This window comes from Blastococcus haudaquaticus, from assembly GCF_900230285.1.
Lineage (GTDB): Bacteria > Actinomycetota > Actinomycetes > Mycobacteriales > Geodermatophilaceae > Blastococcus_B > Blastococcus_B haudaquaticus.
In genome coordinates, this window is the sequence record NZ_OCNK01000007.1 from 1 (window position 1) to 17589 (window position 17589).

Consider the following 17589-nt stretch of genomic DNA (forward strand, 5'->3'; position numbering starts at 1 on the left):
ATCCCGCCGAGCTGCTCCCGCGGCGAGAGACCCCGCACGTCCTCGGCGGCCAGGGCATCCAGCGCCGATTGCAACTCGCCCATGACCACCCTCCCACCTGTTCGAACGCGTGTACGAAGCTTAGCGGCTTCTGCCGACACAAACGGCGCGAATACGCAGGTCAGCGGCCTGTCCACAGATCTCCGTCTCGCCTTGACGCGAGCCGACCCGTACGGTCCCGGCATGGCAGAGCGGGAGTTCCGGACGGTGCTCGAGGGTGGCTCCTACTTCGAGGGCCCGCGATGGCACGACGGCGCGTGGTGGGTGTCGGACTTCTACCGGCACACCGTCAGCCGCGTCGCTCCGGGCGGCGGCGAGACCGTCGTGCTCGAGGTGGAGAACCAGCCATCCGGGCTGGGCTGGCTTCCGGACGGCGAACTGCTCGTCGTCTCGATGAAGGACCACCGACTGCTCCGCGTCACCGACGGCGAGGCCACCACGCACGCCGACCTGTCCGACGTCTGCACCGGACTCCTCAACGACATGGTGGTCGACAGCCAGGGCCGGGCGTTCGTCGGGGACTTCGGCTTCGACCTCATGGGCGGCGGCGCACCGCGCTCGGCCTCGGTGAAGCGGGTCGACCCCGACGGCACCGTCACCGTCGTCGCCGAGGACCTGCTGTTCCCGAACGGCTCGGTCATCACCCCGGACGGCGGCACGCTGGTCGTGGGCGAGACGTGGGGCAACCGCTTCACCGCCTTCGACATCACCCCCACCGGCGACCTGACCAACCGGCGCGCGTGGGCGGAGCTCGGCCCCGTCCCGAAGGGCGGCTCGGTCGCTGAGCTCATCGAGCAGGTCGTCGTCGCGCCCGACGGCTGCACGTTGGACGCCGAGGGTCACGTCTGGGTGGCCGACGGGCTGAACTCCCGCGTCGTCCGGGTGGCCGAGAACGGCGGCATCGTCGAGGAGATCGCCGCGCCGGACGGCATGGGCGTCTACGCCTGCGCGCTCGGTGGGGACGACGGCCGGACGCTGCTGATGTGCTGCGCGCCCGACTTCTACGAGCACACGCGGGCGCCGGTCCGCGAGGCAGTTCTCGTCAGCACGAGCGTCGCCGTCCCGCACGCCGGACTCCCCTGAGACCGCATCGGCGGCCATCACACACAGTCATCGACCACTGCCACGCGGTGGCTGACTCGTCCGTCCAGCAGCGGCCGGGATCAGGCGTGTTGACCGGTACTCGCGAGGGGCGGTACCCCAGCGTTCCCAGCAGAGGGCGCCCACTTCTCCACGCACCCGTGCGGGAGGCCCCCCATGACGACGTCGACCCTCAAGCCGTTCCGGACCGTCGGGCACGACAACCCGTTCTGGTTGCTCCAGTACGACAAGCGCGGGGCCAGCCGCTCGCCGGAGACGCTCGACGAGGCGCGCCGGGCCGTGCGGTCGGCCGACTTCACCGACGTCGTCGTCTTCTCGCACGGCTGGAACAACGACTGGGACGCGGCCACCACGCGGTACGACGAGTTCGTCGACGGCCTGGTCGGGCAGCTCCCTGACGACCCCGATCGGCGGGTGCTGCTCCTCGGCATCTTCTGGCCCAGCGCGCTCCTGGTGATGCCGGGCGAGCGGGCGCCGGTGATGGCCGCCGCGGTCGGCGACGACCCGTACACCGAGGCGCTGGACGCCGTCACCGACGAGCTGGACCCGGCCGACGCCGACCGGGTGCGCACCCTGTCCGCGAAGTCGCAGCTCGACGACGACGAGTCCACCGAGCTCGCCCAGCTGCTGGCTCCCGTCTACCGCGCGGAGGGTCCCGAGCTCGGTGACGAAGCCGAGCCGCCGGCGCCCGAGGAGCTGACGAAGGTCTGGCGGTCGGGCCCGCCACCCGGAGCGGCCCGGGCGTCGAGCAGCACCTGGGGCACCGTGGACGACCGCCGGAACGGCGTCCAGGCGGCCGGCCTCCTGCAGTACCTCGATCCGCGCAACGCCATCCGCGGCGCGTCCGTGTGGCTGATGAAGGATCGCGCGGGGCGGGTGGGCAGCGCAGCGGTCGGGCCGCTGGTGCGGGAGGCGCTCGCCGAGAGCGAGGCCCGCGTCCACCTCGTCGGCCACTCCTTCGGCGGCAAGGTGGTGCTGTCGGCCCTCTGCGCGGAACCGGTGGCCCGCCCCGTCCACTCGGTCCTGCTGCTGCAGCCGGCGGTCAACCACCTCTGCTTCGCCTCGGCGGGACCCGACGGCCCGGCGGGCGGCTACCGGACGGCGCTCGAGCGGACCGTCCGGCCGGTGTTCAGCACGTACAGCCGGCACGACGCCCCGCTGACGAAGTTCTTCCACTGGGCGCTGCGGCGCGACAGCGACCTCCGCGAGCCGATGCCGGCGGGCTGGCCGGAACCACCGAGCAGGTTCGCGGCACTCGGCGGCTTCGGACCGCACGGCGCCGACGACGACACCGCGCGGATCGAGCTCCGTTCGGTGGGCGACCCGTACGTCTTCCCGGACGGCCGCCGGCTGGTCGGCGTCGACTCCTCGGCGAGCATCCGGTCGCACGGCGGGATCAGCGTGCCGGAGACCTGGTGGGCCATGCGCGAGCTGATGAGGCCGTGATGGTCGGCCTCCTCAACCAGGCGTACCCGCTGACGACGATCGGCGTCTCCCTCCACCTGGACCCGGACGACGGCCCGTCCGCACCGCCCCGGATCGACGTGGAGGTGGACCTGCCGGAAGGGGTGACGCTGCAGCGCACGATCAGCGCTGAGGAGCTGGGCATCCCGCTGACCCTGGCCGGGATCGACGAGGCGCTCAGCAGCGGACCTCCGCTGCGGCTGCCCTCCGGCATGCACGAGCAGCTGCGTGAGGCACTCGAGCTCTCGCCGAGCGCCGAGCCGGTCTGGCTGGAGTTCCAGCGGCCCTTCGGGCACCTGCCCGCGGTGCCGTGGGAGCGCCTGCTCCAGCCGGATCTGGGCCGACCGCTCCTGAGGCTGCCGTTCTCGGCCATACCCGCGCCCCCCTCGGCGGACCCGGTGCGCATCGCGGTGTGCTCGCCGTGGCCGGGGACGGCGCCGCTGCGGGAGTTCCTGCAGGTCGTCGTCCCCCGCCTGCCAGGGGTGCAGGTGGACGTCTTCTGCCGCGACCCGTCGGCGGTCTCCTGGGCGCCGCCCGGCGCCCAGGTCACCGTCCACGAGCTGCCCGAGGAAGAGGACGTCGACCCGGAGCCGGTGGGCCTGAGCGGCCGGCCGGTCGACGAGGCGGAGCTGGAGAGCCCGTGGCTGCGCTGGATGGCCCAGACCATCGCGCCCGACAGCGTGGACGTCGTCCACCTCGTCTGCCCGGCCCGGCTGTCGCAGAACTTCGGGCTGCTCGACTTCGGCGCCTCGCCGTCCGGCGTCGACAGCCCGCGCGCCATCCGGCTGGTCAGCACCGGGCAGCTGCTCGCGGGGCTCACGCGCCTGGGCGCCTGGAGCCTCAGCCTGGCGATGGCCGACGTGCGTTCCTCCGGCCGCGGTGAGGCAGGGCTGCGCATCTTCGGCCACCGGATGACCGGCCTCCTCTCCGGCCCGGTGACGCTGCACCTGCCGAGCGCCGCCCACGCCGAGGAGCTGGTGGCGGCCTACCGCTTCCTCTACGACCCCGTTCCGGCGCCCCCGCCGATCAGCCCGCGGCTGACCATCGCCTGCCACCCCGGCCTGGTGCGCGCCCGGGCCGTCGGTGCACCAGCGGGGTCGCCGGGCCTCGCGCGTGCGATCGAGGCGACGCTCGACGACTGCACGCCGGACCCGCACCTCCTGCGGCAGGCCCGTCACGACCCGGCCGAGGCCTATGCCTGGGTCGCGTCGTCCCAGCGGCTGCTCGAACGGTGGACGTCAGGCCTCGTGGGCACCGAGACCGATCCCGACGCGTCGCGCACCGAGCGCGACGGCGTCACCAGCGCACTGCGGTTCATCAGCTCGGTGATCGAGGACGCCGTGCGCGACAACAAGGGGGCTTCGCGATGAGCCGGGTCGTGGTTCGTGTGGCCGGTGTCCCGAACGAGGACGACGCCGGCGAGCAGATCTTCCTGTCCCTGGAGGATCCGCCGTTCGACATCAAGGACTTCGAGAAGCTGCATCCGTTCGAGTGCCCGTCCGGCAGCCTGATGAAGCTGTTCTACGAGGAGCCGCCCTCCGGCGAGAACATGCGTGCCATCGGCGAGGCGCTGCTCGGCAAGCTGGGCGACCACCCCGCCGTCGCCACGGCCGTGCAGTACGCCTTCCAGCAGAACGACTGCTGCCCGCTGTACCTGCGGCTGATCGGGTCGGAGACCGCCGCCGCCTATCCCTGGGAGACGCTGTTCGACGCCGGCAACGGCTTCCTCGCCCTCGAGGACCGGTGGCCGATCGCCCGCATCGCCGCACAGATCCCGCGGGAGAAGGACGTCCGCACGTTCACGTCGCCGCTGAAGGTCATGGCGGTCATGTCGGCGATCGGGGTGCCGGCCGACGACGAGTGGACGGCGCTGCGCCAGGCCCTGGTCGGCGCGCAGCTGAAGCAGGAGCTGGAGGTCGACGTCTGGGTGGGCGAGAAGACGCTGGCCGAGCGGATCCGCAGCGATCTCGCCACCGACGGCCTGCCCGGCACCGTGAACCTGCTGACCGAGGGGCCGGAGCTGCTGCGCGACCTCCAGCGCTTCGACCCGCACCTGCTCCACCTGTTCTGCCACGGGCAGGGCGGCACCTCTCCATTGCTCAAACTGGCCACCCGGCGCGACCACTACCTCCGGGAGGGCAACAGCTCGGTGGTGCTGGAGCCACTGCAGCTGCGCAACCGCGGTCGGTCGACCTGGCTGGTGACGCTCAACTCGTGCGAGGGCGGCAGCGACTCCGACGGCGCCCGGTCGATCGCGTACCTGCTCATCGGCGCCGGCTATCCGGCCGTCATCGGCATGCGCGACCCGGTCTCCAGCGCGGACGCGGCACTGTTCACCCGCTCCTTCTACGGGTCGCTGCTCGACCACCTCGACTCCCACCTGGTGAACGGCGAAGAGGTGGAGATCGAGCTGGCCGCCTCCCTGGTCACCCCACGGCGGCAGCTGCGCGACAAGTACATCAACGCCCATCACACCCCGCGGGAGGCGGCGGCCCTGCACCGCGACTGGACGCTGCCGGTGCTCTACGTGCGCCCCGATCCGCTGCGCATCGAGCGCGTGGCCGCCGATCCGAAGCACTCCACCATCGACCGGCGGAACAGCACCGACTACCTGAACACGCTGATGAAGTACCGGCTGGAGGCGCCGCCGGACACTCCGCCCGACGCCTTGCGGAGGGTCGACGCGGAGATCCGGCGCGCACTGACCGTGCTCGAGGGAGGCGACGGATGACCGACGTCCTGGCACCCGACCTGCCGGCGACCGTCCAGGCGAACGCCTGGACCGGGGAGACGCCGGCCGCCGGCCCGCTCGGCCGGGAATCGGTGCGCTGGGCGCTGCAGCGGCACGGCGAGTCGCTGCCGCGACTGCTCGCCCCGGAGGCACCGGCCGATCCGCGCGACTGGCGTGATCCCCGGGTGGGCTGGGGGCTGGTGCTGCCCGACGACGACGCACTGGCCGACGACGTCAAGGCCCGGGGCGAGGACGCGCCCGAGCCGCTGCGTGCGCTGCTCGCCAGCCGCCCCGGATCACCCGTGCTGCGCTACCGCCCGAGCCCGAGCACCCGGTTCACGCACCTGCGGCGCTACTACGAGACGCACGGGGCCCAGGACATCGCGCTCAGCGCCTCGGCCCGCGGGATCCGGGAAGGGGCGCTCCCGCGCTACCTGCTGATCCACGGCGGGCCGGACGTGATCCCGTGGGAGTTCCAGTACCTGCTCAACCAGGCGTGCGCGGTGGGGCGGCTGACCCTCACCGGTGCCGCCCTGGAGCGGTACGTGGAGGCACTGATCGGCGGCTGGCCGAACTCGACGGCGCGGTCGACGAGCAGCGTGGTCTGGGCGGTGGACCACGGACCCGAGGACATCTCGCACCTGATGCGCGAGACGATCGCCGCGCGCATCCAGGCCGGGCTGGCGGGCGACGGCGAGATCGGCGCCCGGTACCTCGACGGCTCGGCCGGGGACGCCACGCGCATCCGCCTCTGCGAGGCACTCGCCGACGGCCACCCCGGCCTGGTGGTGACGACGAGCCACGGGAAGACCGGCCCGCTGAGCGACCCGCAGGAGATGCTGCGCGACCTCGGCCTGCCGGTGGACGGCGAGTACGGCACCGTCGACCCGGTCACCGTGCTCGACGCCTGGGAGCCGGACGGCGCGATCTGGTACGCGCACGCCTGCTGCTCGGCCGGGAGCGACGGGAGCTCGATCTTCTCCGGTCTGATGGACCCCGGCTCGCAGGTCGAGCGGCTGCTCACGGGCATCGCCGCCCTCGGCGCCCATGTCGCACCCCTGCCGGAGGCGCTGCTGGGCGCGCCGAAGCCACTGCGTGCGTTCGTCGGCCACGTCGAGCCGACGTTCGACTGGACGATCAGCCATCCCGACACTGGACAGCCGCTGACCATGAGCATCAAGGAGGCGTTCTACGACCACCTGTTCCAGCCGGAGCCGCTCGGGCTCGCCCTGCGGGAGCCCTACCGGCACGTCGGCGAGTTCTACGGCCAGCGGGACGCCGCCTACCGCGCCTTCGACAGGGGCGAGGACGTCGAGGCCGTGGCGATGGTGACCCAGCTGGCCGCGCGCGACCGGCAGAGCATGGTGATCCTGGGCGATCCGACGGTCGTGCTGCCACCGCTCCCCTCCACGGCCACCGGCGGGTGAGTCGGCGTACGTGCTGGGGCGCCGGTCGATGACGATCGAGGCCTGCTCGCGGGGACCGGCCTCGCGGAGACCGGCCCAGCGCAGCAGCGGTCAGACGGCCAGCAAGCGGTGGACGAACTGGATGGCGACCGACCCCTCGCCGACGGCGGACGCGACGCGCTTCACCGACCCGTGCCGGACGTCCCCCGCTGCGAGCACTCCCGGCACGCTGGTCTCCAGCGCCATCGGGCGCCGGCCGAGCGCATGCAGGGCGCCGTCGCCGAGGTCGGACCCGGTGACGACGAAGCCGGCGTCATCGCGCTCGACCGTCGGCGGCAGCCAGTCGGTGTGCGGCTGGGCTCCGATCATGAGGAAGAGCGCGTAGGCGTCGACCCTCTCCTCCTCACCGCTCCGCCGGTCCCGCAGGACGAGGTGGTCGAGCCGGCCGTTCCCCCCGCCGTCGACGACCTCGGTGCCCGTCCGGACCTCGATGTTCGGCGTCTCCTCCACCTGGCGGACGAGGTAGTGCGACATCCCGGCTCCGAGGGCCGCCGCGCGCACCACCAGCGTCACGCGCTCGGCGTAGCCGGCCAGGTGGATGGCGGCCTGCCCGGCGGAGTTGGCGCCGCCGACGATGAACACCTCCTCGCCGCTGACCAGCGGCGCCTCCGATGCGGCAGCGCCGTAGAAGACCCCGGCGCCGTGCAGTGCCTCGAGGGACTCGACGCCGAGCCGCCGGTAGCTGGCGCCGGTCGCCAGGACGACGGCCCGGGCCGTCACCATCCCGCCGGTGTGCAGGCGCAGGACGAGCCCCCCGTCCTCCTGGGACAGGTCCACGGCCTGCTGCATGAAGGCGAAGCGCGCACCGAAGACCCACGCCTGCTGGTACGCGCGGCGGGCCAGGTCGGCGCCGGTGACCCCGCGCGGGAAGCCGAGGTAGTTGCGGATTGAGGAGCTCGACGTCGCCTGGCCGCCAATGCTGCCCGCGTCGACGACCGCCGTCCGCAGCCCCTCGGAGGCGCCGTACACGGCAGCGGACAGCCCGGCCGGCCCGCAGCCGACGATCACCAGGTCGTAGCTCTCTCCCGAGGGCTCGATGGGCGCTCCGGAGAAGCGGGCGATGTCGGCGTCGGTGGGGTCCTCCATGACGTGTCCGGTGGGCATCACGAGGATCGGGAACCGGCGCTCGCCGACGTCGGCGAGGATCGCCTGCCCCTCCTCCGACTGCGCCAGGCAGAAGCGATGCGGCATGGCGCAGCGGCCGAGCACCTCGCGCAGTTCGTACCCCCGGCCGGACCAGGTCTCGCTGACGACGTCGATGGTGTGCGGGGCCCGGCCCCGGGTCTCGGCCCACGCGAGGAGGAACGTCGACATCGCCTGGTGGAACTGCTCGTCCGGCGGGACCGAGGGCCGCACGATGTAGTGGTCGATGCGGCCGCGGGCGATCGCCTCGAAGATCGCGTCGCCGACCGCCGGTGCGCCGAGGAGTCCCCAGCCGAGGAGCAGCGCGCGCTGGGCGTGCGGGAAGTAGCGCGCCACCTCGCCGAGGAACTCCGTCCCCGGAGCGCCCGCGAGCTCCTCGGCGGCGAGCACCAGGGCGACGTCGCCACCTGCGGCGCTCTGCTGCTGCAGCGTGGCGCGACCCTCGTCCATCGAGGGCAGGCAGCAGATTTGGTAGTCGGGCGAGTACCGGTTGCGCAGTTCCCGCTCGACGGCCGCGAGCAGGTCAGGGTCGTCGTCGACCGCGACGATCAGGGGCTGGGTCATGTCAGCTCCGGTCCGGCGGACCCCGTGCCCGGCGATCCTAGAAACGGGTGCTGCGCCGTGCCAGGGGTCCGCGCGTGACGGGTGACTCGTTGCCTGCCAGGCGCCTCGGGTAGGACGGTCGTCGTGCCTCTTCCCCCGCCGGTTCTCCTGCTCGACGTCGACGGCGTGCTGAACGCCGTCCGCCCCGACCTGCCGGAGGGCTGGCGGCGCGGGACCTTCAACGGCTACGTGCTGTCGTGGGACCCGACCGTCGTCGCCCGGCTGCGCGAGTGGCACGAGTCGGGCCGGGTGGAGCTGCAGTGGCTGACGACGTGGACGCGGCTGGCCGACCGGCTGCTCGCCGAGCCGATGGGCCTGCCCCGCGGGCTGCGGACGCACGACCGGGAGGAGGTGCTGCCGACCGGCTACGGCGAGGACCGGCGGGGGCTCTCCGGGTGGTGGAAGCTGGCCGCTGCGCGGGCGGTCGCGGAGGCCGAGCCGGACCGGCGGATCGTGTGGATCGACGACGACCTGGCCGAGCAGGCGGCGGACACGAGTGAGTGGCTGGCCGCCCACGGGCACGTGCTCGTGGTGGCGCCGGCGTTCGTGCGGGGGCTGACGCACGCCGAGCTGGACCGGGTGGAGGCCTGGCTCGACGAGACGGGCTGAGCGGGACTCACAGGAAGTCGACCTACCCTGGTCGTTCCGACCCCGACCCGAGGAGGACCAGCCGCATGCCCTCCTCCGATCCGGACTCGCAGGGCACGCGCCCGCTCCGCCGGCGGGTGGACACCCAGCCCCAGCCGGTGCAGCCGCGGGCCGACCGTCCGCGGTTCGACCGTCCGCCGCCGGCCGGCAACGACTGGTACGGCGCCCCGCCGGGGCACTCCGGCCCGCAGGGATACACGCCCCCGCAGGGGTACTCGGCGCCGCCGGGGTACGCGGCTCCGCCACCGGTGCAGCAGCCGCCGTACCAGCCGTGGGCCCCGCCGCCGCCTCCTCGGGGTCCCCATCCGCCTCCGCAGGGACCGGTTCCGTCGGGTCGCCGCGGCCGCCGTGGGCGGCGGGAGCGTCCTGGGCGGCGGCCGCGTCGTCGGCTGCTGGTCCGGGTCGCCCGTGTGGTGGCTGTGCTCGCGGTCGTCCAGGTGCTGACGGTGCTGTCGCTGCGCTGGATCGACCCGCCGACGACGGCGTTCATGGCGGCGAACCCGGGCGGCTCCATCCAGCAGTCGGTGCCGGTCGAGCACATCTCCCGCAACTTCCTGGCCGCGGTGATCGCGCACGAGGACGCCGCGCTCCCCTACCGCGAGGGCGCCTTCGAATGGGGCGAACTGTGGGTGCGGGCGCAGGCGCACCTGATGGGCGAGGAGGACCCGGCAGGGTCGACGATCCCGCAGCAGGTTGCGAAGAACATGTTCCTCAACCAGGAGCTGAGCGCCTGGCGCAAGGCGATCGAAGCGCCGCTCTCCATGGAGATGGCGGCGCTGATCGACGACCGCCGAATGCTCGAGCTGTACGTCAACTACGCGCAGTTCGGTCCGACGATCTACGGCGTCTGCGCGGCCGGCTGGTACTACTTCGACTCCCCGCCTGCGGAGCTGTCCGCTGCGCAGGCCGTGCAGTTGGTCGGGCTGCTCCCCTCCCCCGGGCACGTCCAGCGCGCGCCCGGCGGCGGCCTGGACTTCGAGGTGGACGACGGCATGGGCTGGCTGTCCCGCTCGCACGTGATCAACGCGCAGAACCGGGTGCCCGCCTGGCTCGACCGGCTCGGCTTCCAGCCGGTCGAGGACGTCGGCATCACCGGGCTCGCCTCCGAACAGCCACCCTCGGACGACGACTGCTCGAGCGCGCCCGAGGAGATCACCGAGCTGATCGAGGCCGAGGGCACCGGCTGACGCGCGGCCGAGTGGCGATAGCTCGGACGGAAGCGACGACGTCCATGGCGGGGAATTGTGCCGGTCGGCCAGGAGCTGCCATGGCCTACCGAGGTCAGCGGCTCTCGTCGTCCCGCGCAGGAACGGCCGGCGCGGCGGGCCGCGGCCGGGAGAAGCCGGCGTCGAACCGCTGGGTCACGTCCAGCTCGCCGGTGTCGGCAGCAGCGTGCCGCCCGAGGACGGGCATCTTGAATTCAGCGGTCTCGTCGTGCAGGTGCTTGGCCACGGGATCAGCGTAGGAACGGATCGGGCTCGGTGCGGACCGAGTGAGGCGTGGCGGCGCACGGGATGCGAACGGGACAGATGAGGTCGAGAAGTCGACTTCTCGACACATCACGCCGTCGCTCAGTCGAACCAGAGCGGCCAGACGTGCTCCCGAGCCACCGCCTGACCAAGCGCGCGCAGAGTCGCCTCCCGTTCCCGGTACGGCGACAGCTCCTGCGGCTGCCACAGGGAGTCGGGGCAGAGCGCGGCGATTTCGGCTGCGAGGTGGACAGCGTGGTCGTCGTCGATGGGCGGCCGGCTCACCAGCAGCGTGATCGTGGCAAACCCGAGGCCGACGAGGTACGCGCCGAAGCGGTCCTCCCAGGAGCGCAGCACCGCGGAGACGTCGGCCGGTGTGCGGACGTTGATGGCTCCCGACCAGCCGACGAGTGCGATTGCATCGGCGGGACGGCGGCAGCTCACGAGTCCGATCCGCGACGGGTCGCCGGCGGGCAGGGCGACCGCGAGCTCGTCCACCGCGGGCCCGCCCGGAGCCAGGCCGGGAAACGCCGGACCGAACGGCGCCAACGGTCCGGTCCCTGGCGCCCACGGGTTGTCGATCGGGACGACACTGCCGCGCCAGCCGTCAGCGAGGACGTCGTGCGGGTCCAGGAGGTCGACGTCGATTTCGGTCGACGGGTCGAACTCGCCGTTCCAGGGTCGACCGGACCCGTCGTAGAGCCCCTGGAGCAGGACGGGCCCCAAGCCGGTGTCCGGGAACTGCTCGACCAGCCGCCACCACACCGAGACCGGCGCGGGCACCGGCTGGTCGGTCACCCACAGCACGACCGGTGCATCGCCCCGCGGTTCCTTCGCTGCGACCGGGCGGCCCGGGCCGAGACGCACGGAGCCGAGGCGCAGCGGCCCTGGAACCGGCAGCACACCCGACCGTGGGGCACGCGGAGCTGCCGCCGGGACGACGGTCACCAGGTCGGGCGAGAGACCGCCGAGCGTGTGGGTGTGGAGATGCATGGCGCGAGCGTTGCAGGCGGACCGGTCGCCCGGAGCTGTTCTCCACAGGGCCCGGTCAGGGGCGTTCCGCGTCGGGCAGCCGGAAGGAACAGCGTGGCCCCGAGGCCGCGGCGAGGCGCCGGTCGAGGGTGACCAACGGCGCATCGAGCGCCTCGGCGAGCGCAACGTAGGCAGCGTCGTAAGCGGTGACGGTCGCGTGCAGCAGCTCCCACACCCGGTCGGCCAGCGGCTCGAACGGGAAGGTAGTCACCGACAGATCGACGAGGTCGCGGTGGGCCAGCGCGCCGGCGTTCGAGCCCAGCCGGCCGGCGAGTACGGCGCGGCGGAGCACGTTGGACACCTCGACATACAAGTGCGACGGGGCGACGAGGTCCTCGCCGCGGAGGCCGGCGCGTGCCCACACGCCGTCCAGGCCCCCATCGACCAGCGCAGCGACGACGGCAGACGCATCGACCACGACGGTCACCTGCGGTCGGCGTCGCGCATCTCGACGATCCCGTCAGCAGGCAGCCGGCTGCCGGTGGCCAGCACCCGATGCTGGACGCGATCCCACAACGCGTCCGGGCTCGGCCGCCGCGCCAGCTCCACCAGCTGTGCGCGCAGGTACTCCTGCAGGGACTGCCCGGCCCTGGCCGCACGCGCGGCCAATTCATCCCGGGTGGCATCCGGGACGTCCCGGATGGTGACCGATACCGTCATGCAAGCATATTAGCAGCATCCGCAGCACATCATCAGCAGATGGTTCGAGCCTTGCCACCTGTCCACCGGCCGCGGCAGCCGCGACGTCCCGGCAGCTGGTCGCAGTAGCGTCCGGTGATGCCGAAGAGCAGAAAGAGGCGCCCGCACCGGCGCCACCAGGGCCGCCCTCCCAGGTCGGCCGAGGACGACTTCACCGCCGCTCTCGTCTCGGCTGCCGAGAGCTCGACGCCCGGTCCACTGCTGGGCGTCGCGGCTGTGATGCTGGACGTCACGGCAGGCGCCGACGACCCGGGCGCGCACCGCCAGGAATTGGTCCTCGGAATGGCCGGGAGCGGACGGCCGGAGACCGCAGCAGCCGCCGCCGCGGTCGCCACGCTCCTCGGCGACGACGAGCTGCGCCGGCGGGTGCGCCGGGAGGTCGCCGAGAGCGGCCTGGTGCTGCCGCGCTGGCTCGCCGAGCTGCACCGCACCGAGGCCCTCGGGCGGGCGGTCGAGATCAGCACGGTGTATCGAGACGCCGACCAGCTGCTCGTCGGCGCCACGGTGCCAGGTGGGTACCCGCTCACCGCCGTCGTCCTCGTCGACAACGAGCTCGGCGCCTTCGCCGCAGACGGTTTCGTGGTCGAAGCACGTCTGGACGACGTGGCCGCGATCGCGCTCGCGGACGTCGGCGAGGATGCGTGCCTTCGCGACATCCCTCCCGCCGATGCGCGGGCCCGCATCGAAGCTGCCGTCCGGGAACTGGACCTGGGGCCGGGGACGGGAGGCTACGAGAGCTGGGCGCAGTCCCGCCCGCTGGTGACGTGGGTCGTGGGCCTGCAGCCGGCCGGTGGCTCGGCCGATGCGCTGCAGGAGCTCTCTGAGGACGAGTTGGACGACATCACCGACAGCTTCCTCGCCAGCCCGTTCGGACCGGCCTGGGCCGGGGCGGACCTCCGACCCCTCGTCGACGAGGTCGTGACGGCGGGCAGCGCCAACGGGATCGGCGATCCGCTGGTCTGGAGCCCGGACAACGTGCGCAAGCTCCTCACCCCCGAGTTCCGGATGCTGGACGACTCGACGCCGTTCCTCCATCGCGTACCGGAGCTGCTCCGCGATCTGATCCGCTACGGGCACGCCGAGCGTGGGCTACGACCCGGGCTCACGGCTGCAGCGCTCTCCGCCCTCGACGCCGCGGCTGGGTCCTTCCTCGCTGCGGTGCAGGACCTGGACGCGAACGAGAGCTGAGCACAGGCGCGGCGAGGACCGGCGCCGCCCGCTGCTATGGATGGCGGAGAACCGGATCCTTCAGCCGGCCGGCAGGGTCACCGACGACGGCGACGGCCCGCCGGAGCAGATCCGGTGCTTCACCGGTACGCCGTGGGTCGCCTCGCCGGGCGGCTCTCCCGTGCCGAGGTTCCGGGCGTAGCGAGGGTGCGCGCCGCCGGACACCTGCAGCCGAATGCGATGACCGGCCCGGAAGCGGTGCGCGGTGTCGGGCAGCGTCGCCTCGACCGTCCGCTCCCCCGTCACCGGCTCCTCACCGGGCGCGGGGTCGAGCCGGACCAGCCGGTCGGTGACGTTGATCGACTTCCCGTTCGGCTCGACGTCGCAGAGCCGCATGAAAACGTCGGAGTACGGGTTGTCCGACTCGACGGACAGCCGGACGCGCGCCCCGCCGAGCAGCTCGACCGGCTTCCGGAGCGGACCGGTGGTAAAGGTGACGACGTCGTCGCGCGCCTCGAGGTCGCGGTTGTCGCGCTGGCCCGCGCTGCCGGCGAGCACGCGGCCGCCGACCGAGGGCGTCGGGTCCATCGGGTCGTAGTGGACGGTCGTGACCCCGGGCTCGGCCGGTGCGTCGTCGTCCAGCCGTCCGTCCGGGGCCAGGTACCAGGTGCGGTCGGTGGTGCGCGGGGGCCAGTCGGGCAGGGTGCGCCAGGTGCCCGCGCCGGTGACGTGCACTCGCACGCGGCCGGGTCGCGGCGCGGCGGGCTCGGCGCCGGCCACGGGCAGGTGGACGTTCAGCCAGGCGAGGCTCTCCGGCGTCGTCACCGCCGGGTCGATGCCCAGGTGCGCCCACGGGCCGACGGTGAGGCCGACGTCGACGCCGCGGTCGCGCAGGGCGGCGTACTGGTAGAGCGTCTGCTCGAGGAACCAGTCCTGCCAGCCGCCGATGAGCAGCGTCGGGACCGTGGATGAGTGGACGGCGGGCGTGGCGCGGTAGCGGTCCCAGTAGGGGTCGGACAGGTCGGGGTGGGCCAGCCACTCGTCGAACCACGGGGCCGGGTTCCCGCCGAAGCGCTCGGCCAGCCCCTGCAGCGGGAGCTCGCCGAGGTAGGGGGCCAGCCGCCGCTCCGCCGTCGCCAGCCGGACGAGCCCGCGCAGGAAGCCGACCCGCTCCTGGTGGGCGACGAGGTCGGTCCAGATGGAGAGGTTGGTGAGCTGGAAGGCGCCGTCGATCATCCCGGCCTGGGCGAGGTCGTGCGGGCCGATGTGCAGCACCATCGCCTTCAGCTCGGGCGGCGGGTCGAGGGCCAGCGCCCACTGCGTGTAGCCGAGGTAGCTGGGCCCGAGGGTGGCGAGCCGGCCGTCGAACCACTCCTGGTCGCGGAGCCAGGCGACGGTGTCCTGCCCGTCGTGCTCCTCGTTCACGACGGGGGTGAAGTCACCGCCGGAGCCGAACGTGCCGCGAACGCTCTGCAGCACCACCGCGTAGCCGCGCTCGGCGTACGGCACCGTCATCGGGAAGGCGAACCCGGCGCCGCGGCCGTACGGGGAGCGCAGCAGCACGGTGGGGTGCGGGCCTGTGCTGGTCGGCAGGTAGACGTCGGCCCGCAGGGTGGTGCCGTCGCGCATGGGGACGTCGACGCCGCGCAGCACGCGGACCTCGTTCGTGGCCGCGGGCAGACCCCACCGCCGGGTCAGCGCGGACGCGGCGATCCGGGCGGCGCGGGACAGGGGCGCGCCCCCTGCCGGAGGACGGCGGTCGAGCAGGGGCACGGGCGCTCCTGGGCTGGTCGGGCCGGGGATCGGCCTGGACACTAGTTCGCCGATGAGTCCGCCTCCCCAAAGTGGTCGAACCCTCGTCGGCCACCGCGAGCGAGGAGCACCGTGACGCAGCTGCTGAAGGTCCAGAACCTGTTCCTGTCGAGCGACGGGTTCGGAGCCGGCGAGGGCCAGAGCCTGGAGCGGCCGTTCGGCCACGCGAACCCCGCGGAGCTGGCCTCCTGGGCCGGCGCGACGGCGAGCTGGCCCAACCGCACCGAGCCGGGCGGGAGCCGCGGCCTCGACGACTACTTCACCCGCGACTTCGCGAACAACATCGGCGCGGAGATCATGGGTCGCAACAAGTTCAGCCCGTACCGGGGGCCGCACGACCTCGAGTGGCAGGGCTGGTGGGGCGACGAGCCGCCGTTCCACACCCCGGTGTTCGTGCTGACGCACTTCGATCGCACGTCGTTCACGCTGTCGGACACGACGTTCCACTTCGTGTCCGGCGAACCGGCCGCGGTTCTCGAGCAGGCCCGGGCGGCCGCCGAGGGCAGGGACGTCCGACTCGGCGGCGGGGTCACCACCATCCGCGAGTTCCTCGAGGCTGACCTCGTCGACACAATGCACGTGGCGGTCTCGCGGGGCGTGACGCTCGGCTCGGGGGTGCGGCTCTGGGAGTCGCCCGACGAGCTGCTCGACCGCTTCCACCTCGAGGTCGTCCCCAGTCCGAGCGGCGTGGTCCACCACATCTTCTGGCGGAGGTGAGGGCACAGCTGTGAGCCCCTCTGCAGTCTGGGCGGAGCCGATTTCGGCCCACCCGGAGCACCTGGCACTGTGAGAGGCATGCACCGCTCCCACCGTGTGGCCGGCGCGCTGGTCGGCTCGGCCGTCGGCGACGCACTCGGGGCGCCGTTCGAGTTCGGCCCTGCTGGTCGGTTCACCGCCCGCTTCCCCGTGCCCGCCCGCGGCGCGAAGACGGAGATGTGCGGCGGCGGCTCGCTAGGATGGGAGCCGGGCGAGTTCACCGACGACACGCAGCTGGCGCTGATCGTGGCGTCCTCGTTGCTGGACCGGGGCGGCCTCGACGAGGCCGACCTCTTCGGCCGATTCGTGCGCTGGGCGAAGGCGGAGCCGCCGGACATCGGCAACCAGACCCGTGCGGTGCTGCGGTCGGGCCGGCCGTGGAACGTCGCCTCGGCCGAGCACTTCGCCCGGTCCGGCCACGCCGCAGGCAACGGCTCGCTGATGCGGACGACGCCGGCGGCGATTTTCTTCTCCCGCGCCGGCACCGAGACGACGACGGACGCGGCGTGCCGGATCTCGGCGCTGACGCACGGTGACCCGGCGGCCGGCGAGGGCTGCGCGATCTTCCACGAGCTGATGCGGGTGGCGCTGGACGGCGGCGACCCGCTGGCGGCGGTTCCTACGGCGCTGACTCTGGTCGCTGACGAGCACCGGGAGCGGTGGGCGACGGTGCTGGCGCCTTCGTGGACGCCGGCCGAGGCAACCGAGTCGAACGGCGCGGTCTGGCCGACGCTCGGCCAGGCGATGTGGGCGCTGCGGAACGGGCGCGACTTCGCCGAGGTGATGCGGCTGGTGATCGACCTCGGCGGGGACACCGACACGGTGGCGTGCGTCGCCGGCGGGCTGGCCGGTGCCATGTTCGGCATGGGCGGGATCCCGAGCCGGTGGGCGTCGGTGGTGCACGGCCGGGTGCCCGGTCACGGCGACAAGGTCTGGCGGGTGGCCGACCTGCAGCAGCTCGCGGCAGCGCTGGACGGCGGGGCGCAGCAGAACTACGACCCGGGCGTCATCCCGCGGATCGGCCCGAAGGAGGTGCTGCCGGGCATCTGGGCGGCCAACCTCGACGGCGCCCGGTACAGCGACACTGACTTCGCGGTGATCTCGCTGTGTCGCCTGGGCGAGCCGTTCCCGCACGAGCTGCAGCGGATGGCCTACATCGCCGACAACGAGCACAACAGCGACCTGGACGTCGTGCTGGCCGATGTCCTCGACGACATGGCGGCCCTGCGGGCGGAAGGCCACCGCTTGCTGGTGCACTGCCACGGCGGCGCTTCGCGGACCGGCCTGGTGTTCCGCGCTTGGCTCATGCGGACGGAAGGGATGTCGGCCGACGAGGCGACCGCGCACATCGCCGACCGCTGGCCGCACCTCGGCCTGTGGAATGCCAGTTTCACAGCTGCGCTCGCGCAATTGCGCTAATCGACGCTTTACCGCTGTGCGAGTCGCTCACGCGCGCGAC

Annotated in this window: 16 protein-coding genes; 10 read left to right on the top strand and 6 right to left on the bottom strand. The window is 73.0% G+C overall.

Going from position 1 to position 17589, the window contains the following annotated elements; translation table 11 throughout:
• The first annotated feature begins 222 nt into the window (after positions 1–222).
• The 5 genes from CRP30_RS20445 to CRP30_RS20465 all read left to right on the top strand — a co-directional run bounded on the left by CRP30_RS20445 (position 223) and on the right by CRP30_RS20465 (position 6762).
• The gene (locus CRP30_RS20445; protein WP_097185877.1) at positions 223–1122 is read left to right on the top strand and encodes an SMP-30/gluconolactonase/LRE family protein; all 900 of its coding nucleotides are present in this window, start codon (positions 223–225) and stop codon (positions 1120–1122) included.
• Between the two features lie 174 nt (positions 1123–1296).
• Entirely contained in the window at positions 1297–2586 is a 1290-nt protein-coding gene (locus tag CRP30_RS20450; protein WP_097185878.1) for an alpha/beta hydrolase family protein, read from the top strand.
• On the top strand, positions 2586–3974 hold the full coding sequence (locus tag CRP30_RS20455; protein ID WP_097185879.1) for a hypothetical protein: 1389 nt from the start codon (positions 2586–2588) through the stop codon (positions 3972–3974). Before CRP30_RS20450 ends, CRP30_RS20455 begins: the two co-directional genes overlap by 1 nt.
• Positions 3971–5335: a CHAT domain-containing protein gene (locus tag CRP30_RS20460; protein WP_097185880.1), complete on the top strand. Its 1365-nt coding sequence runs from the start codon at positions 3971–3973 to the stop codon at positions 5333–5335. The genes CRP30_RS20455 and CRP30_RS20460 overlap by 4 nt, the downstream gene beginning before the upstream one ends.
• A complete protein-coding gene (locus CRP30_RS20465; protein ID WP_097185881.1) occupies positions 5332–6762 on the top strand; it encodes a hypothetical protein in 1431 nt (476 codons plus the stop codon). Before CRP30_RS20460 ends, CRP30_RS20465 begins: the two co-directional genes overlap by 4 nt.
• A 90-nt stretch (positions 6763–6852) precedes the next feature.
• Here the strand turns inward: CRP30_RS20465 and CRP30_RS20470 are convergent, their stop codons facing one another.
• Entirely contained in the window at positions 6853–8508 is a 1656-nt protein-coding gene (locus CRP30_RS20470) for an NAD(P)/FAD-dependent oxidoreductase (protein WP_097185882.1), read from the bottom strand.
• Positions 8509–8631: 123 nt separating this feature from the next.
• On the opposite strand from CRP30_RS20470, the gene CRP30_RS20475 reads away from it, so the two are divergent.
• Positions 8632–9156: an HAD domain-containing protein gene (locus tag CRP30_RS20475; protein WP_097185883.1), complete on the top strand. Its 525-nt coding sequence runs from the start codon at positions 8632–8634 to the stop codon at positions 9154–9156.
• A gap of 65 nt (positions 9157–9221) precedes the next feature.
• A complete protein-coding gene (locus CRP30_RS20480; RefSeq protein WP_097185884.1) occupies positions 9222–10382 on the top strand; it encodes a transglycosylase domain-containing protein in 1161 nt (386 codons plus the stop codon).
• Positions 10383–10476: 94 nt separating this feature from the next.
• Here the strand turns inward: CRP30_RS20480 and CRP30_RS22595 are convergent, their stop codons facing one another.
• The 4 genes from CRP30_RS22595 to CRP30_RS20495 form a co-directional block, all read right to left on the bottom strand.
• The gene (locus CRP30_RS22595; protein WP_159961824.1) at positions 10477–10647 is read right to left on the bottom strand and encodes a hypothetical protein; all 171 of its coding nucleotides are present in this window, start codon (positions 10645–10647) and stop codon (positions 10477–10479) included.
• 119 nt (positions 10648–10766) lie between these two features.
• A complete protein-coding gene (locus tag CRP30_RS20485; protein ID WP_159961826.1) occupies positions 10767–11657 on the bottom strand; it encodes a DUF4253 domain-containing protein in 891 nt (296 codons plus the stop codon).
• Positions 11658–11712: 55 nt separating this feature from the next.
• A complete protein-coding gene (locus tag CRP30_RS20490; protein WP_097185886.1) occupies positions 11713–12123 on the bottom strand; it encodes a type II toxin-antitoxin system VapC family toxin in 411 nt (136 codons plus the stop codon).
• A complete protein-coding gene (locus CRP30_RS20495; protein ID WP_097185887.1) occupies positions 12120–12356 on the bottom strand; it encodes a FitA-like ribbon-helix-helix domain-containing protein in 237 nt (78 codons plus the stop codon). Before CRP30_RS20495 ends, CRP30_RS20490 begins: the two co-directional genes overlap by 4 nt.
• A 117-nt stretch (positions 12357–12473) precedes the next feature.
• Between CRP30_RS20495 and CRP30_RS20500 the strand changes: the two genes are divergently transcribed.
• The gene (locus CRP30_RS20500; protein WP_143278514.1) at positions 12474–13583 is read left to right on the top strand and encodes a hypothetical protein; all 1110 of its coding nucleotides are present in this window, start codon (positions 12474–12476) and stop codon (positions 13581–13583) included.
• Positions 13584–13643: 60 nt separating this feature from the next.
• Here the strand turns inward: CRP30_RS20500 and CRP30_RS20505 are convergent, their stop codons facing one another.
• Positions 13644–15335, bottom strand: coding sequence for a CocE/NonD family hydrolase (locus CRP30_RS20505; RefSeq protein WP_097185889.1), 1692 nt, complete (start codon positions 15333–15335; stop codon positions 13644–13646).
• Positions 15336–15446: 111 nt separating this feature from the next.
• On the opposite strand from CRP30_RS20505, the gene CRP30_RS20510 reads away from it, so the two are divergent.
• Together CRP30_RS20510 and CRP30_RS20515 are read left to right on the top strand one after the other, a co-directional pair.
• Entirely contained in the window at positions 15447–16091 is a 645-nt protein-coding gene (locus tag CRP30_RS20510) for a dihydrofolate reductase family protein (RefSeq protein WP_097185890.1), read from the top strand.
• Positions 16092–16169: 78 nt separating this feature from the next.
• Positions 16170–17549 carry an ADP-ribosylglycohydrolase family protein gene (locus tag CRP30_RS20515; RefSeq protein ID WP_097185891.1) on the top strand — a complete coding sequence of 460 codons (1380 nt, stop codon included), beginning with the start codon at positions 16170–16172 and terminating at the stop codon, positions 17547–17549.
• The last annotated feature ends 40 nt before the right edge of the window (positions 17550–17589 follow it).

What these genes read in the sequence shown, in the direction of transcription:
- CRP30_RS20445 (WP_097185877.1), top strand. Translation starts at nt 223, where the DNA reads ATGGCAGAGCGGGAGTTCCGGACGGTGCTCGAGGGTGGCTCCTACTTC.
- CRP30_RS20450 (WP_097185878.1), top strand. Translation starts at nt 1,297, where the DNA reads ATGACGACGTCGACCCTCAAGCCGTTCCGGACCGTCGGGCACGACAAC.
- CRP30_RS20455 (WP_097185879.1), top strand. Translation starts at nt 2,586, where the DNA reads ATGGTCGGCCTCCTCAACCAGGCGTACCCGCTGACGACGATCGGCGTC.
- CRP30_RS20460 (WP_097185880.1), top strand. Translation starts at nt 3,971, where the DNA reads ATGAGCCGGGTCGTGGTTCGTGTGGCCGGTGTCCCGAACGAGGACGAC.
- CRP30_RS20465 (WP_097185881.1), top strand. Translation starts at nt 5,332, where the DNA reads ATGACCGACGTCCTGGCACCCGACCTGCCGGCGACCGTCCAGGCGAAC.
- CRP30_RS20470 (WP_097185882.1), bottom strand. Translation starts at nt 8,508, where the DNA reads ATGACCCAGCCCCTGATCGTCGCGGTCGACGACGACCCTGACCTGCTC.
- CRP30_RS20480 (WP_097185884.1), top strand. Translation starts at nt 9,222, where the DNA reads ATGCCCTCCTCCGATCCGGACTCGCAGGGCACGCGCCCGCTCCGCCGG.
- CRP30_RS20485 (WP_159961826.1), bottom strand. Translation starts at nt 11,657, where the DNA reads ATGCATCTCCACACCCACACGCTCGGCGGTCTCTCGCCCGACCTGGTG.
- CRP30_RS20495 (WP_097185887.1), bottom strand. Translation starts at nt 12,356, where the DNA reads ATGACGGTATCGGTCACCATCCGGGACGTCCCGGATGCCACCCGGGAT.
- CRP30_RS20500 (WP_143278514.1), top strand. Translation starts at nt 12,474, where the DNA reads ATGCCGAAGAGCAGAAAGAGGCGCCCGCACCGGCGCCACCAGGGCCGC.
- CRP30_RS20515 (WP_097185891.1), top strand. Translation starts at nt 16,170, where the DNA reads ATGCACCGCTCCCACCGTGTGGCCGGCGCGCTGGTCGGCTCGGCCGTC.